Raw genomic sequence first — 16,464 nt, forward strand, 5'->3', positions numbered from 1 at the left:
CATCCCTTGATCCAAACGGACCCGCCCGGCAGGCAGAAGGGCCACGTAGCGGGGATGGATTGGGTGGGCCCACGCGCCCGAGGGCCCCGCAGCGAGCTTGCGAGCTGTGGGAGGGCGTGGGGACTACGCTTCGAGAACCACGGGAATGATCATGGGCCGGCGGCGCAGCTTGCGGTTGACCCAGGTGCCAATCACGCGGCGCACCACCTGCTGGAGCTGGTGGGTTGTGTGCTCGGTGCTGGCCATGACGGCTTCCTCAAGGGCGGCAGCGATCTTGGGTTTGATGTCGTCGAAGACGGAGTCGTCCTCGGCCACGCCGCGGGCGTGGATGTCCGGGCCGGAGACGATCTTGCCGGTTGCCCGGTTGACGACAGTGATGATGGAGATGAAGCCTTCGTCACCGAGAACGCGGCGGTCCTTCAGGTCGGCGTCCGTGATCTCGCCAACGCTGTGGCCGTCAACGTAGACAAAGCCGCATTCGACCTGGCCGGTGATCTTGGCGACGCCGTCCTTGAGGTCGATGACGGAGCCGTCGTCGGTCAGCAGGACGTTCTCGGCCGGCACGCCTGAGGCGATGGCGAGCTTGGCGTTGGCGATCAGGTGGCGGGTCTCACCATGGACGGGCATGACGTTTTTGGGTGTCAGGATGTTGTAGCAGTACAGCAGCTCGCCTGCGGCCGCGTGGCCCGAGACGTGGACCTTGGCCGTGCCCTTGTGGATCACGTCGGCACCGAGCTTGAGCAGCCCGTTGATGATCCGGAACACGGCATTTTCATTTCCGGGGATCAGCGATGAGGCAAGGATGACGGTGTCCCCCTTGCCCACGGCAATCTTGTGGTCGCCGTTGGCCATGCGCGAGAGCGCGGCCATGGGCTCACCCTGCGAACCGGTGGACATCAGCACAACCTCGTTGTCGGGCAGGTTGTCCACGTTTTTCATGTCGACCAGGACGTCGGCTGGCACGTGCAGGTAGCCGAGTTTGGCGGCGATGGACATGTTGCGGACCATGGAACGGCCCACAAAGGCGACCTTGCGGTCGTGCAGCACGGCAGCGTTGAGGACCTGCTGGACGCGGTGGACGTGGGAGGAGAAGCTGGCCACGATGATCCGCTTGTCGGCCTTGCCGAACAACGCTTCAAGCGTGGGCCCGATTTCGGCTTCGCTGGTGGTGAACCCGGGCACGTCCGCGTTGGTGGAGTCAACCAGGAACAGGTCAACGCCTTCCTCGCCCAGGCGGGCAAAGTGGCGCAGATCGGTGATGCGCCCGTCAAGGGGCAGCTGGTCCATCTTGAAGTCGCCGGTGTGCAGCACCGTGCCGCCCTCGGTGCGGATGAACACCGCAAGTGCGTCGGGGATGGAGTGGTTCACGGCAATGAACTCGCATTGGAACGGGCCCAGCTGCTCGACCTGGCCTTCCTTGACTGTCAGCGTCCAGGGCTTGATCCGGTGCTCGGTCAGCTTCGCCTCGATGAATGCCAGGGTCAGCTGCGAACCGATCAGGGGAATGTCCTGGCGCAGGCGCAAAAGGTAGGGAACTGCGCCGATGTGATCCTCATGGCCGTGTGTGAGCACCACACCGACGACGTCGTCGAGCCTGTCCTTGATGTAGGAAAAATCTGGCAGGATGACGTCAACGCCGGGTTGGTCCTCTTCGGGGAACAGCACGCCGCAGTCAACGATGAGCAGCTTGCCGTCCATTTCAAAGACGGTCATGTTGCGGCCGATCTCGCCAATGCCGCCCAACGGCACAACGCGCAGCGTTCCCTTGGCCAGTTCCGGCGGGGTCCGCAGCCCGGGTTCGGTCGTTTGGGTCATGGCTAGACTTCCATTCCAGCTTCCGCGAGGTCAGCCTTGATCATGGCGATCTCGGTCTCGCCAGGCTCCACGAGGGGCAGCCGGACGACCGAGTTGGACAGGATTCCCTGCCACTTGAGAATTTGTTTGACGGCGACGGCGCCCTGCACATGACCCATGGCGGCCCTGATGACCGGGTCCAGTTCAAAGTGGATGCGGCGGGCAGTGGCAAAGTCCCCGGCAGCGGCGGCGTCAATGAGGGCGCGGAACTTCCGGGGTGCAATGTGGGCACTGACACTGACAAGTCCGACGGCGCCAGCGGCCATCAGCGGCAGCGTCAGTCCGTCGTCGCCCGAGTACACGTCAAGATCGGTGTTGGCCAGCACGCGGCTGGTTTCGGTGAAGTCGGCCTTGGCGTCCTTCAGTGCCGTGATGCGCGGGTGGTCCGCCAGCTTGATGATGGTTTCGGTGGTAATGGCGACACCGGAGCGGCCCGGAATGTCGTAGAGCATCACGGGAAGTTCGGTGGAGTCGGCAATGGCCTCAAAGTGGGCCTGGATACCGGCCTGGCTGGGCTTGTTGTAGTACGGGGCGACAAGAAGCAGTCCGTCAATGGCGAGCTTCGCCGCACGCTGGGACAGGCTGATCGAGTGGCGGGTGTCGTTGGTTCCGGTGCCGGCAATGACCCTTGCGCGGCCGCCCACTGCATCAATGACAGCCTGGAACATGCCCAGGTTCTCTTCATCCGTCAGGGTGGAAGTTTCACCCGTGGTGCCGGTGACGAGGATGCCGTCGCAGCCGTCGTCGACAAGCTTGTTGGCCAGCTCCCCGGCAGCCTTGTAGTCCACCGCCCCATCGGCGGTGAAGGGGGTGACCATGGCGGGCACCAAAGTTCCGAAGGTGCGGGGGGAGATTTCAGAGGCAGACATAGCTAAAACATTAGCGCCAAGTTGGTGAATTCACGCAACGCAGTCCACCAATCGGGTTGCCGGCCGGTTGTGGGCGCCCGCGCGGGGGCCGCCGCTGCGCCCCGGAACCCGCCAGCCTCCCGGCAACCCTCGCGCAGCAATGGTGCTGTTTTCGGCAACCCTAGCGCAGCAATTGCAGGAATGGCAGCCACTCGTCAAGCACAGGCTGGGACGGGAACAGCGTTGTGCCGTGGTTGCGGCCCGGGAGTTCGACGAACCGGGCCTGCGGCATGAGGGCGGAGGCACGCCGCGAATCCTCCCAACGGCTGGTGTCGGCGCTGCCGGCCATCAGCAGCGCCGGGGTCGTGATGGCGGACAGTGCGCTCTCGGAAACTGGCAGGTCCGCCTCGGTCTGGGTGAAGTAGGCCCGCAGCGCCCCGGCGTCGTTGGCCAGGAAAGCCGCCCGGGTCTGGGCATCCAGGGCACGGCCCATGCGTGCTTCCCAGCCCTCGACAAAGGCGGGCATGCCGCCCGAGCCGAGGGCGCCGTCGTACCCGGGGAAGAACAGCCGGCCGATGCTGCCCGGCTGGATGCGGTAGGTGCCGCCCAGCGTTGTCAGCGACAGCAGGCGTTCGGGCGCCTCGACGGCCAGCGAGAAGCCCAGGCGGGCGCCGACCGAATAGCCGCCGTAGTGGGCCTGCGGTGCGCCGGCGGCATCCATCACGGCCAGGACGTCGGCCACGAGCGTGGGCATGGCGTAGTCGGCGGGGTTGTGGGGCTTGCCGCTGCGTCCGTGCCCGCGCAGGTCCATGGTGATGACCCGATGGTGCCCGCGGAACGCCTTCGTGTAGCCAAATCCGCGCCAAATGGCCTTGCTCAGGGCGCTGCCGTGGACAAGCACCATGGGCTCGCCCTCCCCCACCGTGTCATAGGCTAGCTCGACGCCGTCGTGCGGGTTGTGAGTGACAGGCATGTGGGCCTATTCCTTGTTGTGAACGGGTCGCAGCTGGCCCTCCCCGGGATTAGGGGGCGGAGCGGAAGTTACGGGCGGACGCGGGGTCGGAACAGCGCGATGGCGTCGCGCATGGCCTTGCGGGCGCGCTTGCGGTCGCCCGCGGCGTCGTAGGCGCAGGAAAGCCTGAACCATGACCGCCAGTCGTCGGGCGCCGCCTCGGCCTCGAGCTTGTATTTTTCAAACTCTGCGTCGGCCGCCCCGCGCACAATCCTGCCGCCGGGCGTGCGGGGCAGGTTGTCCTCGGGCAGGCCGCCTTCAGCCTCAAGGATCTTCGCCATTTGTTCTGTTCTGGCACCGAACTTGATTTCGCTGATCAAGGCCCACGCCGCAACGAACGGGATGACAAGGTAGGAAACGCCCAGAAGCTTGGCTATCCAGTCCGGGTCGGCCAGGAGCAGCACGGCCCGCTGCATCATGACAACCATGTAAAACACCAGCAGAAGGGCGATCAAGGCCACCCAGATTTTGGTTTTGGAAATTTTCATTTTGGACACCGCCGTGTTGGCCACGGTCCTAGCCTTCCAGATCCATGTAGCCGTCAAGGCCCACTGTCAGGCCTGGGCGGCTGCCCACCGTACGAACGCCGAGCAGGACGCCGGGCATGAATGATTCGTGGTTGAAGGAATCATGCCGGATTGTCAGCGCCTCACCGGGGCTGCCAAAGAGCACTTCCTGGTGGGCAACCAGCCCTGCCAGCCTGACGCTGTGCACGGGAATGCCGTCAATGGAGGCGCCGCGTGCGCCGTCGAGCTCGGTTTCCGTCGCATCCGGGGCTGCCGCCACACCCGCCGCTGTGCGGGCTGCCGCCACCAGCTGGGCTGTGCGCAGTGCTGTTCCGGACGGTGCATCGACCTTGCGCGGGTGGTGCAGTTCGATGATTTCAACGGAGTCGAAATAGCGTGCAGCCTGGGCGGCAAATCGGGTTGCCAGCACAGATCCGAGCGCAAAGTTCGGGGCGATCAGCACGCCTGTCTGCGGGTGTTTTGCCAGCAGTTCCTCAAGTTCCGCCAGCCGTGCAGCATCCCAGCCGGTGGTTCCGACCACGGCGTGGATGCCGTGCTCGACGGCAAACTGCACATTCGCCTGGGTGGAATCCGGAACCGTCAGGTCGACGACGACCTGGGCGCCGCGCTCCACGAGGAGCTCCAACGAGTCGTTGCGGCCCAGCGCCGCAACGAGCTCCATGTCCTGTGCCGCGTCGATGGCCGCCACGGCAGCCGTTCCCATTCGTCCCTTGGCGCCGAGCACGGCAACCTTCAGCATTTCACTCATGGGTTTAAGCCTACTGGTTTTCCGGACCCTGCTGCTCCGTGGGCTGGCGGGCCTGCCCCGGTGGCTGTCCAGGGACCTGCGCCGGCATGCTGCCGGCCCCGACCCACTCGACGCTGCCGTCGGCGAAAAACTGTTCCTTCCAGATCGGCACCTCCGCCTTGATCCGCTCCACCAGGGCCGAACACAGTTCAAAGGCCTCCGCCCGGTGGGAGGAGGCAACGGCGCACACAAGGGCCGGTTCACCAATTTCCAGCGGCCCCACCCGGTGTGCCACCCAGACCCGCACGGGGTGGCCGTCGGGGTCCCGCGCACTGTCCAGCAGCGAGCCAACCACGTCGTTGAGCACGCCCCTGGCAAGCGGGTGCGCGCTGTAGCTCAACCGCGCGACCTGCTTGCCGCCGTCGTGGTTCCGCACAATGCCGCTGAAGGAGACCACTGCCCCGGCGGTGTCTGATTCCACGGCGGCGATGGCGGCATCCACAGAGATGGGTTCGGCGCTGAGTCCGGCAAATACGACGTCGATGCTAGTGGCCATGGCGACCCGCCACCTGTTCGCAGAGGTGCTTGATGATCGGATCCAGCACTGCCAGCCCGTCCATGACACCGGAGGGGGAACCCGGCAGGTTCACGATCACTGTGTGTCCGGCGAGGCCCGCATGGCCCCGGCTCAGTGCGGCCATCGGCGTTTTCGCCCGTCCGGCGGCACGGACCGCCTCCATGATTCCCGGGATTTCCCTGTCAATCAGCGGCAGTGTCATCTCCGGGGTTTGGTCATCCGGGCTCAGGCCGGTGCCGCCGCTGGTGATGACGACGGCGGGACGTTGCGTCAGCACGGCCCGCAGCGCAGCCCCCACCGGGGCGCCGTCGGGCACGACGACGGGGGCCAGGGGTTCGAAGCCGTGTTCACTGAGCCAGTCGACGATGATGGGTCCGGTCTTGTCGTCGTAGACTCCCAGCGCAGCGCGGGTGGAGGCGATGACGACGGCGCCAGCCCCCAGGGACGTGCCCGGTTCGCAGGCGCTCATGCCGGCTGCCCTCCGGCGGCGGTGGTTCCGGCGGGGCCGGCGGTTGTTTCGGCGTCGCCACTGGCGGTAGCTCCGGCGCCGGCCACCCAGTCGCCGCTCTTGCCGCCGCTTTTGGCCAGCACCTTGATGCCGGAAATGACTGCGTGCTTGTCCACTGCCTTGATCATGTCGTACACGCTCAGGGCGGCAACCGAGACAGCCGTCAGCGCCTCCATTTCCACGCCTGTCACGCCGCGGGTTTTCACCGTTGCAAGCACCGTGACGGCGCTGTCGCCAAGCTCAAAGTCAACAGTGACCTTTGAGATCGGCAGGGGGTGGCACAGCGGAATGAGCTCGGAGGTCTTTTTGGCCCCCATGATGCCGGCCACCCGCGCCACCGCCAGTGCGTCGCCCTTGGGCAGCCCACCGGATCCCAGCAGCTTCATGACGTCCACGGTGGTGGAGACGGTGCCCGTGGCTGTGGCCTCGCGGGTGGTGGTGGCCTTGTCGGAAACGTCAACCATGGCGGCGGTTCCATCGTGGCGCAGATGGGTGAGGGAAGGAGTGTCGGGAGTAGTCACAACAGCCATACTTCCACTTTTGCCCCGGCCTGCAATTCCGTGACGCCGGCCGGGATGTTGATGAGGGCGTTGGCGTGCGCCAGGGCCCCCAGCAAATGCGAGGATTCCCCGCCAATTTCACCCACCGAGGGTGCCGATTCATACTCCGGTCCGGAATAAATGCCGCGGCGGATCTGGTGCTTGCCCAGCGGTGACACCATGGCATGTTCCAGTGCGGCAACCACCACGCGGCGCTTCGCGGGGGCACCCAGCAGGGCCGACAGTGCGGGGCGCAGGAAGAGTTCAAAGGACACAAACGCACTGACGGGGTTTCCTGGGAAGCCAAGAAAGGGAACGCCCCGGTAGGTGCCCAGCGCCTGCGGGCCTCCGGGCTGCAGCGCCACGGAAACAAACTCCATGGCTGCCTGGGATCCGGCGTTGGCACCGCCCAGCGCCTGCCTGACAACCTCAAAGGCACCGGCGCTGATGCCGCCCACCGAGATGACGAGGTCGACGCCCGGCTCGGGCATGCCGCCGCCGAGCTGCACGCTTCCCACATGCCCCTCCAGGAGCCGCAGCAGGGCGCCGGGATCGTCCCTGACAACATAGGAGTGGACCACCTCAACGCCTGCGTCAGCGAGGCTGGCCCGGAGCAGTGCCTCGTTGGCGTCAAAGATCATTCCCGGCGGCAGTCCCCCGGCTGCTGCGGGGTCGCCGGGTGCCAGCACCTCGTCACCGGTTGTCAGCAGCAGCACCCGCGGTTTGCGCCGGACCGGCAACTCGGTGAATCCCAGGGCGGCGGCAAGCCCGGCATGGGCGGCATTGAGCAGGGTTCCGGCGGCAACCACCACAGCGCCGTGCAGCACATCGCTCCCCTGTGTCCGCACAAACTTTCCCGCTGTCGTGGCCGGCAGCTCCACCACGTCCCCGGGCGCGGCAAACTCCGACGGCTTGGCCAGTTCAACGGGCACGACGGCGTTGGCACCGGCCGGCAGCATGGCCCCGGTCATGATCGGTGCGGCATGACCGGCTGCGAGTTCGTCCGGGACGGCGCCGGCAGCGATGGTCCCGGCCACAACATACGAGGTTGATTCTGCTAAATCAACGCTTTTGGGCTGATCCGAATCCACCCAGATGGCGTAACCGTCCATCTGGGAGTTGGCAAAGGGCGGCAGGTCCACCGGCGCCACCAGATCGGTGGCAAGGACACGCCCGGGTGACTGCGCGATCGGGAGCTGCGTGCCGCCGTCGTCCATGACCGAGCCGGACAGCTCAGCCCAGCTCCGGCGCAATAGCTGCGCGACTGCCTCTTGGTGTTCGGCGACTGCTCTCCGCATGACTTCCTTCCGGCGGGCGCCGGGCGGCGCTCCCTTTCCAATCCTAGGCGAGTGCCGCGGGGAGCGCCCGTGCTGGCGGGCGCTAGGGCGGATTCCGTCGCTGCACACCCGAACCTTGCACGCCAACGGCGCCGGGAATCCAATAATGGCGTAGCGTTGGGGCATGGACACCAAACGCGTAACCTTGGGCATGCCGGAGGTGCGACCCGCCCCCTCCGTCGCCGGAGTGCCGCGCCCGGGCGGGGCAGACACCGGACTGCTGGACCAATTCGGCCGGGTGGCGACCGACATGCGGTTGTCACTGACCGACAAGTGCAATTTGCGCTGCACATACTGCATGCCGGAGGCCGGCCTGGAATGGCTGAAGAAGGACAAGCTGCTTACCGCAGCTGAAATCGTCCGGCTGGTGGGACTGGGCGTCAACGCACTTGGCGTGCGTGAACTGCGGCTGACGGGCGGGGAGCCCCTGGTTCGCGCCGACCTGGTTGACATCATTGCGGCGCTGCGCCAAAACCATCCCGAGCTGCCCATCTCGCTGACAACCAATGGTGTGGGCCTGGCAAAAAAGGCGCAGGCGCTGGCCGACGCGGGCCTGACCCGGCTCAATGTCTCCATGGACACCCTGCACCACGACGCCTTCCTGCAGCTGACCCGGCGGCCCTTCCTTGACCAGGTGCTCGCCGGCATCGAGGCCGCCGCAGCCGCCGGCCTGGCACCGGTCAAGATCAACGCCGTCCTGCTGCGCGGCGTCAATGACGGACACGCGGCCGAGCTGCTGCAGTGGTCCCTTGACCGCGGCTTTGAACTGCGTTTCATCGAACAAATGCCGTTGGATGCCGACCACGGTTGGACCCGCGAAGGCATGATCACGGCCGCCGAAATCCGTGCACTGCTCAGCACCGACTTCGAGCTCACCCCTGATCCGCGTGCCCGCGACGGCGCCCCCGCCGAACGCTTCGAGGTGCGCCGCCCGGGCTCGGCCGAGCTGTTGGGCACCGTGGGCATCATCGCCTCCGTGACCGAACCGTTCTGCGCCGACTGCCGCCGCACCCGCATCACCGCCGAAGGCAAGGTGATGAGCTGCCTTTTCTCCCGCACCGAGGTCGACCTGCTCGCCCTGCTGCGTGCCGGAACAACCAAGAACGACGACGACGCCGTTACCGCCCGCTGGCAGGACGCCATGTGGGCGAAGCCGCGAGCCCACGGCATGGGCCACCCCGGATTGGGCGATGCCGACTTCGTGCAGCCCGACCGCAGCATGAGTGCCATCGGAGGATGACCATGTTCGTACGCTTCTTTGCCGCAGCCGCAGCCGCCACAGGCGTTGAGGAACAGCGCGTTGACCTCGCCGCCGTGGCAGGGTCCAGGCCGTACACGCTGGCTGACTTGTCCGAGCTGCTCGTGACGAGCTTTCCGGTGTCGGCCTCCGGCCACACTCCCCCGCTGGCCGAGATCCTGACCCGGTGCAGCTTCCTGCTCAACGAGGTCTCCACCCGGGACCTGACGGCCGCCCTGAAGTCCGGCGACGTCGTCGACGTGCTGCCGCCGTTCGCCGGAGGGTAAGCACCGCAAGCGGCGGGCCCAAGCGCTCAGGAACCTGCCGGTGCCAGCGGGCCAAGCGACAGTGCCAGCAGTGCGCCGCGGCTCTGGACACCGGTTTTCCCGAAGATTGACTTGAAAACATCCTGGATCGTGTACCTGCTGATCCCCATGCGGTGCGCCAGGGCGGCTGTGTCCAGGCCCGCCGCGCAGAGCTCCAGCAGCTGGGATTCCCGCGGGCTCAGCGCGAAGCTGCGCTCGAAAACATCTATCCGTTCCGAGGGCAGGGCGTCCTGGATGGTGACGGCAATCGGGGCCGCGGCGCCGGCAACCCCCGTCGTCATCCTCGCCGCCGACACGCCTGCCCACACCCCGCCACCCACAGGGACGCGGGAACGGGCCGGATGGGTGTCGACGCCGCACTCCACCGCCAACAATTGTGCAGCCACATTCAGCACCTCTGCCGGCACGCCCTGGTGCGGGCGGGGTGCCCGCTGCAACAATTCCAGCCACGGGGCAGCTGATTCGGTCTGGCTCACGATGGACAGGTCGTCGGCCAGCACCAATACGGCCTGCCGGTGGCCGGCAGTTGATGCGCCGGGCCCGCCGCTGTGAAATTCCCGGGCGGAGCAGGCCCGCAGGCCTGTGGCAATGACCGCTGCCAGGGCGTCCAGCCGCTGCGCCTCGGCGCTGGAAAAGTCGGTCTGTCCCCGGCCCCGCCACAACTCGAGCCAGCCCCACAAGCCCCAGCGGTCGGCAAAGGCGACGGACAGGACGTCCACCACCCCATACCGGGACAAAAGCGGCCACAGGGCACTGCGGCCGGGCTCATCCCCGGTCGCCTGCTTCAAGGACACCGCCCGCGACGGATTGACGGGCAGTGCCGTCCACCTGTTGACGGCAGTTCGGTACCGCAGGGAGATCAGGGCCGGCAGCTCCCCTGTGAACGGCCCCTGGGCCATCGGCGCAACACCAACTGTCGTGACGGGGTCCGCCAGCGGCCAGACCCAGGCATCATGGCCAACGACGGCGTGCAGCTCACCCAGCACGCCGGAGCGGTAGGCGTGGCTGTCCAGGCGGGCATCCCCCGCTGCCTCGACCCGGTCCAGGCAGCGGCGCAGGGCCCAATCGCTCGTCATGCCTCAAGTATGCGCCCATTGCCCGGCCCGCATGTGGCCGCGGCGCCCCAGATTTATGGGATGTTGCGGGGCGGCCCGGAGACCTAAAGTCAAAGCATCAGTTTCAGCGAAAGGACACGGCAATGCACACCTTGCAGATTGAACACGGCATCAAGGACTTTGACATGTGGTTGGCGGCCTACAAGTCCGATCCGCTGGGGCGGACGGCCTCGGGGGTGGTCGCCGAACGGGTGTACCGCCCCGTGGGTGAGGACCACTATGTGGTCCTTGACCTGGATTTTGTTTCGGCCGGCGAGGCGGAGCAGTTCCTGGGCCGGTTGAAGGCCCAGGTGTGGTCCACCCCCAGCGTTTCCCCGGCACTGGCAGGCGGTCCGAAAACACGGATCGTTGAACAACTCCCTTAAAACAAACTGGCCCGCGGTTGTGGTCGCAAAACACCGTTAAAACACGTGTTTTGCGACCACAACCGCGGGCCAGTTGGAGAAGGCGGGTGGTTAGAGGCCGAACGTTTCGGATTCCTCAAACGGGCCGACAACCGTGATGGTGCGCGGCGAGCCGGCCAAATCGCGGGCCAGGTCCTGAACCTCGGCGGCCGTGACCTTGCGGATCCGGTCGAGGGACTCGTCGATGTCAAGGAATTCGCCCGTGACCAATTCGGCCCGGCCCAGCCGTGACATGCGGGAGCCGCTGTCCTCGAGCGCCAACACGATGCCGCCGGCCAGCTGCCCCAGGGCCTTGGCCAGCTCGTCGTCGGTGACGCCGTGCTCGGCAAGTTTTTCAAGTTCAGCTTCCAGCAGGCCGATGACCTGCCCGACCTTTGCCGGTGCACACCCGGCATACATGCCGAAGTAGCCGGTGTCGGCATAGGAGGAAGCAAAGGAATAGGTGGAGTACACCAGTCCGCGCTTTTCGCGGATCTCCTGGAACAGGCGCGAGGACATGCCGCCGCCCAGCACGGAGTTCAGCACGCTCATGACGTAGCGGCGTGAATCCGTGGCGCGCAGTGACGGGCAGCCCAGGATGATGTTGGCTTGTTCGACCTGGCGCTTGACCACATGCAGACCGGACGTTCCTGTTACCTCCACGGCCTCGCTGGAGCGCCGCGGGGCCGGGGCCACACCGTCGTCCAGGGACCAGCCGGCGGTGCGCAGGGCTTCCAGCACCTGGCCGCACACCTCGTCATGGTCCAGGCCGCCGGCCGCTGTGATGACAAGTGTTTCCGGCCGGTAGTGCTTTTGGTAGTGCGCCCACACGGATTCGCGGGGCACAGCCTTGATCGCCTCGGGTGTGCCCCCGATGGGGCGGCCCAGGGCGTGGCCGCCGAGAACGGCCGCAACAAAATTCTCATGGGCAACATCAGTGGGGTCGTCGCCGTCCATGGCGATTTCCTCCAGGATGACGTCGCGTTCCTGCTCCAGCTCGGCCGGGTCAATCACGGCTGAGGTGACCATGTCGGCGATGACGTCGATGGCCATGGGCAGGTCGGTGTCCAGCACGCGTGCGTAATAGCAGGTGCTTTCCTTGGCCGTCGCAGCATTGGATTCCCCGCCGACCTCGTCAAAGGCGGAGGCAATTTCCAACGCCGTGCGGCGCTTGGTTCCCTTGAACAGCAGGTGCTCAAGGAAATGGGTTGAGCCGTGTTGGCCCTCGGTTTCATCCCGAGAGCCAACACCAACCCAGAACCCGATTGTCGCACTGCGCTGTCCGGGCATGGCCTCGGTGAGGACCCGCACGCCACCGGGCAGGACCGAGCGGCGCACGACGGCGCCGCCGGTCTGGCCCGAAATGACTGTGGAGCCGCTGCCGTTCAGGCCGTCAGCAGCGCTTAATAGCGGCAAAAGGGTGATCGCCATGAATTATTCAGCAGCGCTTTCGGCCACTGCTTCTTCGGAGGCGTTCTCTTCGTCGGCAACAACCGGCGAGAGGGAGAGCTTGCCGCGGTCGTCGATCTTGGTGATTTCCACCTGGATCTTCTGGCCGACGGAAACTACGTCATCAACGTTGTCCACGCGCTTGCCATTGGCCAGCTTGCGGAGCTCGGAGATGTGCAGCAGACCATCCTTGCCCGGTGTGAGCGAGATGAACGCACCGAACGTGGTGGTCTTGACAACTGTGCCCAGGTAACGCTCGCCAATTTCAGGAATCTGGGGGTTGGCGATGGCGTTGATCGCTGAACGAGCGGCGTCAGCTGACGGACCGTTCGTTGCACCGATGTAGACCGTGCCGTCATCTTCAATGGAGATGTCAGCGCCGGTGTCTTCCTGGATCTGGTTGATCATCTTGCCCTTCGGCCCAATGACCTCGCCGATCTTGTCAACGGGGATCTTGACCGCGATGACGCGGGGCGCGAACTCGGAGAGCTCGTCCGGGACGTCAATGGCGCTGGTCAGGACCGACAGGATGTGCAGGCGGGCTTCGCGGGCCTGCTTCAGGGCGGCAGCCAAAACGGAGGCCGGGATGCCGTCGAGCTTCGTGTCCAGCTGGATGGCCGTAACGAACTCGGAGGTACCGGCAACCTTGAAGTCCATGTCGCCGAAAGCATCTTCGGCGCCAAGGATGTCGGTCAGGGCCGCGTAGCGGGTCTGGCCGTCAACCTGGTCGGAGACCAGACCCATGGCGATGCCTGCAACGGGTGCCTTCAACGGCACACCGGCGTTGAGCAGCGACAGGGTCGATGCGCAAACGGAGCCCATCGACGTTGAGCCGTTGGAGCTCAATGCCTCGGAGACCTGGCGGATGGCGTAGGGGAATTCCTCACGCGAGGGCAGAACGGGCATGATCGCACGCTCGGCCAGGGCGCCGTGGCCGATTTCGCGGCGCTTGGGCGAGCCCACGCGGCCGGTTTCACCGGTGGAGTACGGCGGGAAGTTGTAGTTGTGCATGTAGCGCTTGCGCGTTACGGGGCTCAGCGAGTCGATCTGCTGTTCCATCTTCAACATGTTCAACGTGGTGACACCCAGGATCTGGGTCTCGCCGCGTTCGAAGATTGCCGAACCGTGCACGCGGGGCAGGACCTCAACTTCAGCTGTGAGCTGGCGGATGTCCGTCAGGCCGCGGCCGTCGATGCGAACCTGCTCGGTGAGGATGCGCTGGCGGATGACCTGCTTGGTCACGGAACGGAAAGCTGCGGAGAGCTCCTTCTCGCGGCCGGCAAAGTCGGCTGCCAACGCGGCAGTTGTCTCATCCTTCAAGGCGTCGGAGGCGTTGTCGCGCTCCTGCTTGTCGGCGATGGAGAACACGGCTGCCAGCTTGGTCGCTGCTGCCTTCTCCACTGCGGCGTAGGCGTCATCCTGGTAGTCAAGGAACACGGGGAACTCGACAGTGGGCTTGGCTGCGCGGGCGGCCAGGTCGGCCTGTGCTTCACACAGTGCCTTGATGAACGGCTTGGCAGCTTCCAGGCCCTCTGAAACGATCTCTTCGGTGGGGGCCTGGTGGCCCTGTTCCTTGATGAGCTTCCAGGAGTTCTCGGTTGCTTCGGCTTCCACCATCATGATGGCGACGTCGTCACCGGCAACCTTGCCGGCAACAACCATGTTGAACACGGCGTTTTCCAGCTCGGAGTGCTTCGGGAAGGCAACCCACTGCGGGCCCTGGCCGTCGTCGATCAGTGCAACGCGGACGCCGCCGATCGGGCCGGAGAACGGCAGTCCGGAGAGCTGGGTCGACATGGAGGAGGCGTTGATGGCCACCACGTCGTACAGCACGTCGGGGTTGATGGCCAGAACTGTGACAACAACCTGCACTTCGTTGCGCAGGCCCTTGACGAATGCCGGGCGCAGCGGGCGGTCCATCAGGCGGCAGGCCAGGATGGCCTCGGTTGAGGGGCGGCCTTCGCGGCGGAAGAAGCTGCCCGGGATGCGGCCGGCGGCGTACATGCGCTCTTCCACATCAACTGTCAGCGGGAAGAAGTCAAAGCCTTCACGCGGGTGCTTGCCGGCCGTGGTGGCTGAAAGCAATACGGTGTCTTCGTCGATGTAGACCATGGCAGCACCTGCTGCCTGCTGGGCAAGGCGTCCGGTTTCAAACCGGATGACGCGCTTGCCGTAGCGGCCGTTGTCAATGACGGCCTCTGAATACTGAATCTCGGGACCCTCCATAAGAGAGTCACCTCCATTTCCTGGTAGATGTTCATCTTTTGAACCCCCGCCAAGGAGCGGCACCGCGCACTCTTCCCAGGATCACCACCGGATCATGCTGTGGCTCTCTGTACAACACCCGGTCTTCGATCGAGGCCCACGGGCGTGAAGCGTCGTTCGCTTCTTCCCGGAGGCCACTACCGAGGACCACGAGTGCGTGAATGCGTCGGTTGCGCCCTTGTCCTGCAGGGGTGCGTGCCGGGCGCCAAGGCGTCCGGCACAATTCTCACAATATAAGTTTCCTACACTGTGAAAGGCGGCCTTCCAACACCAGGGACACTAGGTCCCGGCAAGAGGAAAGCCGCCTTGTTCACAGACTAGCGGCGCAGGCCGAGGCGCTCGATGAGCGTACGGTAGCGGGCGATGTCGGTGTCCTTGAGGTACCCAAGCAAACGACGACGGCGACCAACCAGGCCCATGAGGCCGCGGCGGGTGTGGTGGTCATGCTTGTGCATCTTCAGGTGCTCGGTCAGGTCGGTGATGCGTCGTGAGAGCATCGCCACCTGAACCTCGGGCGAACCGGTGTCGCCTTCGCTGGTTGCGAAAGCCTGCATGATTTCTTGCTTTACAGCGGCGTCTAATGCCACAAGTAACTCCTTGAATGTGCCGTGAACATGAAGAACTGCACCGAATCAATTTCTTGACGAAACACAGTTGAATCCAGCCACCACGGACTGCAGCCGGATTCCACCTTTCAGTTTAGTGCAGGGAGAGAGCATCTGTCGAAGCGGGTGAGAAAGAACTCACTTCCCGCCCGCCAAGCAGCTGCATGCCAAGGTGCCGCGGGCTTCATCCCAGAATGCTGCGGCTGTCCGTGACGTCGTGGTGCATTTGCTCGATGAGCGCTTCGGGCCCCGTGTAGGCGACCATCCCGCGCAGCCTGCGCACAAACTCCACCACCACGTGTTGGCCGTACAGGTTGAAGGCCTCCACCGGCTCTTCCGGCCTGTCGATCACATAGGCCTCGACCTGCCGGCTCACGCCCACGAAGGTGGGATTCGAGCCCACGGAGATGGCTGCCGGCCAGCGGTGCCCGTGCGTGTCAGTCAGCCAGCCGGCGTAAACGCCGTCGGCCGGAATGATCCCGCACGCGTCGGGTGACAGGTTCGCCGTCGGAAAACCAAGTTCCCGCCCGCGGGCAGCGCCGTGCACCACCTCCCCGCTCATGGTGTGCGAGCGGCCCAGCACCTGGGCGGCCATGTCGACGTCGCCGTTGTGCAGTGCCTCCCGCACCCAGGTTGAGGACCAGCGCCGGTCGTGTCCTTCGTCATTGACAACGACGACGTCGAAGCCCAGGTCCGCACCCAGGCCCACCATGGTCGTGAGGTCACCTGAGTTGCCGCGGCCAAACCTGACGTCGTGGCCCACGACGACGACGCAGGCCCCCAGGGTGTCAACAAACACGCTGCGCACGAACTGCTCGGGTGTTTGCTGGGCGAATTCCAGTGTGTAGGGCAGGACCAGGACGCCGTCCAGCCCCAGACCCGCCATGGCTGCCAGCTTGTCGGCGAGGCCCATGATCTGCTCGGGGGCCGACTCCGGCCGGTGGACGAGCGCCGGGTGCGGGTCGAAGGTCAACGCCACGGACAGGGCGCCGCGGGCTGACGCCTCGGCGCGCACCTGGGCCAGAACTTCCTGGTGTCCGCGGTGCAGCCCGTCAAAGTTGCCCAATGTGACCACGCAGGGGCCGAAATTCCGGGGAACTTCAGCCAATGAGTTCCAAATCTGCACTACTTTTTCCTCGTCTACGTCGTAGCTTG

The 16,464-nt window shown here is 65.4% G+C and carries 16 protein-coding genes and 1 pseudogene; 3 read left to right on the forward strand and 14 right to left on the reverse strand.

The genetic code is table 11. The annotated features are described in order from the left end of the window. Nucleotides 1-123: 123 nt before the first annotated feature. The 9 genes and pseudogenes from AC1L6K_RS15910 to AC1L6K_RS15950 form a co-directional block, all read right to left on the reverse strand. Nucleotides 124-1,815 (reverse strand): ribonuclease J, encoded by a 1,692-nt coding sequence (locus tag AC1L6K_RS15910; protein ID WP_480949818.1) that lies wholly within the window; start codon nt 1,813-1,815, stop codon nt 124-126. 2 nt (nt 1,816-1,817) lie between these two features. Further along, nucleotides 1,818-2,723, reverse strand: coding sequence for a 4-hydroxy-tetrahydrodipicolinate synthase (gene dapA / locus AC1L6K_RS15915; RefSeq protein ID WP_480949819.1), 906 nt, complete (start codon nt 2,721-2,723; stop codon nt 1,818-1,820). 160 nt (nt 2,724-2,883) lie between these two features. Then, nucleotides 2,884-3,675, reverse strand: a complete 792-nt coding sequence (locus AC1L6K_RS15920; protein ID WP_480949820.1) for an alpha/beta fold hydrolase — start codon at nt 3,673-3,675, stop codon at nt 2,884-2,886. Between the two features lie 68 nt (nt 3,676-3,743). Beyond that, nucleotides 3,744-4,202 carry a hypothetical protein gene (locus AC1L6K_RS15925; RefSeq protein ID WP_480949821.1) on the reverse strand — a complete coding sequence of 153 codons (459 nt, stop codon included), beginning with the start codon at nt 4,200-4,202 and terminating at the stop codon, nt 3,744-3,746. A gap of 28 nt (nt 4,203-4,230) precedes the next feature. After that, entirely contained in the window at nt 4,231-4,989 is a 759-nt protein-coding gene (gene dapB, locus AC1L6K_RS15930) for a 4-hydroxy-tetrahydrodipicolinate reductase (RefSeq protein WP_480949822.1), read from the reverse strand. A gap of 91 nt (nt 4,990-5,080) precedes the next feature. Next, nucleotides 5,081-5,524, reverse strand: a pseudogene (locus AC1L6K_RS15935) (molybdenum cofactor biosynthesis protein MoaE); the annotation flags it as partial. After that, a complete protein-coding gene (locus AC1L6K_RS15940) occupies nt 5,514-6,014 on the reverse strand; it encodes a MogA/MoaB family molybdenum cofactor biosynthesis protein (RefSeq protein ID WP_480949823.1) in 501 nt (166 codons plus the stop codon). The pseudogene AC1L6K_RS15935 and the gene AC1L6K_RS15940, both read right to left, overlap by 11 nt. Then, the gene (gene moaC / locus AC1L6K_RS15945) at nt 6,011-6,583 is read right to left on the reverse strand and encodes a cyclic pyranopterin monophosphate synthase MoaC (protein ID WP_480949824.1); all 573 of its coding nucleotides are present in this window, start codon (nt 6,581-6,583) and stop codon (nt 6,011-6,013) included. The genes AC1L6K_RS15940 and moaC overlap by 4 nt, the downstream gene beginning before the upstream one ends. Beyond that, nucleotides 6,571-7,890 carry a molybdopterin molybdotransferase MoeA gene (locus AC1L6K_RS15950; protein ID WP_480949825.1) on the reverse strand — a complete coding sequence of 440 codons (1,320 nt, stop codon included), beginning with the start codon at nt 7,888-7,890 and terminating at the stop codon, nt 6,571-6,573. Before AC1L6K_RS15950 ends, moaC begins: the two co-directional genes overlap by 13 nt. A 190-nt stretch (nt 7,891-8,080) precedes the next feature. On the opposite strand from AC1L6K_RS15950, the gene moaA reads away from it, so the two are divergent. Together moaA and AC1L6K_RS15960 are read left to right on the forward strand one after the other, a co-directional pair. After that, a complete protein-coding gene (gene moaA / locus AC1L6K_RS15955) occupies nt 8,081-9,169 on the forward strand; it encodes a GTP 3',8-cyclase MoaA (protein WP_480952792.1) in 1,089 nt (362 codons plus the stop codon). Further along, nucleotides 9,166-9,453, forward strand: a complete 288-nt coding sequence (locus AC1L6K_RS15960; protein WP_480949826.1) for a MoaD/ThiS family protein — start codon at nt 9,166-9,168, stop codon at nt 9,451-9,453. The genes moaA and AC1L6K_RS15960 overlap by 4 nt, the downstream gene beginning before the upstream one ends. A gap of 26 nt (nt 9,454-9,479) precedes the next feature. Here the strand turns inward: AC1L6K_RS15960 and AC1L6K_RS15965 are convergent, their stop codons facing one another. Further along, nucleotides 9,480-10,568, reverse strand: coding sequence for a helix-turn-helix transcriptional regulator (locus tag AC1L6K_RS15965; protein ID WP_480949827.1), 1,089 nt, complete (start codon nt 10,566-10,568; stop codon nt 9,480-9,482). Between the two features lie 122 nt (nt 10,569-10,690). Here AC1L6K_RS15965 and AC1L6K_RS15970 point away from each other — a divergent pair, with 122 nt between their 5' ends. After that, the gene (locus tag AC1L6K_RS15970) at nt 10,691-10,972 is read left to right on the forward strand and encodes a hypothetical protein (RefSeq protein WP_480949828.1); all 282 of its coding nucleotides are present in this window, start codon (nt 10,691-10,693) and stop codon (nt 10,970-10,972) included. Between the two features lie 90 nt (nt 10,973-11,062). Here the strand turns inward: AC1L6K_RS15970 and AC1L6K_RS15975 are convergent, their stop codons facing one another. From AC1L6K_RS15975 to AC1L6K_RS15990, 4 genes are all read right to left on the reverse strand, one after another. After that, nucleotides 11,063-12,421 carry a M16 family metallopeptidase gene (locus AC1L6K_RS15975; RefSeq protein WP_480949829.1) on the reverse strand — a complete coding sequence of 453 codons (1,359 nt, stop codon included), beginning with the start codon at nt 12,419-12,421 and terminating at the stop codon, nt 11,063-11,065. Between the two features lie 3 nt (nt 12,422-12,424). Beyond that, nucleotides 12,425-14,665 (reverse strand): polyribonucleotide nucleotidyltransferase, encoded by a 2,241-nt coding sequence (locus tag AC1L6K_RS15980; RefSeq protein ID WP_480949830.1) that lies wholly within the window; start codon nt 14,663-14,665, stop codon nt 12,425-12,427. A gap of 356 nt (nt 14,666-15,021) precedes the next feature. Continuing rightward, nucleotides 15,022-15,291, reverse strand: coding sequence for a 30S ribosomal protein S15 (gene rpsO / locus AC1L6K_RS15985; RefSeq protein ID WP_444529499.1), 270 nt, complete (start codon nt 15,289-15,291; stop codon nt 15,022-15,024). A 202-nt stretch (nt 15,292-15,493) separates the two neighbouring features. Then, a complete protein-coding gene (locus AC1L6K_RS15990; RefSeq protein WP_480949831.1) occupies nt 15,494-16,435 on the reverse strand; it encodes a bifunctional riboflavin kinase/FAD synthetase in 942 nt (313 codons plus the stop codon). Between the last annotated feature and the right edge of the window lie 29 nt (nt 16,436-16,464).

This window comes from Specibacter sp. BI4, from assembly GCF_056680095.1.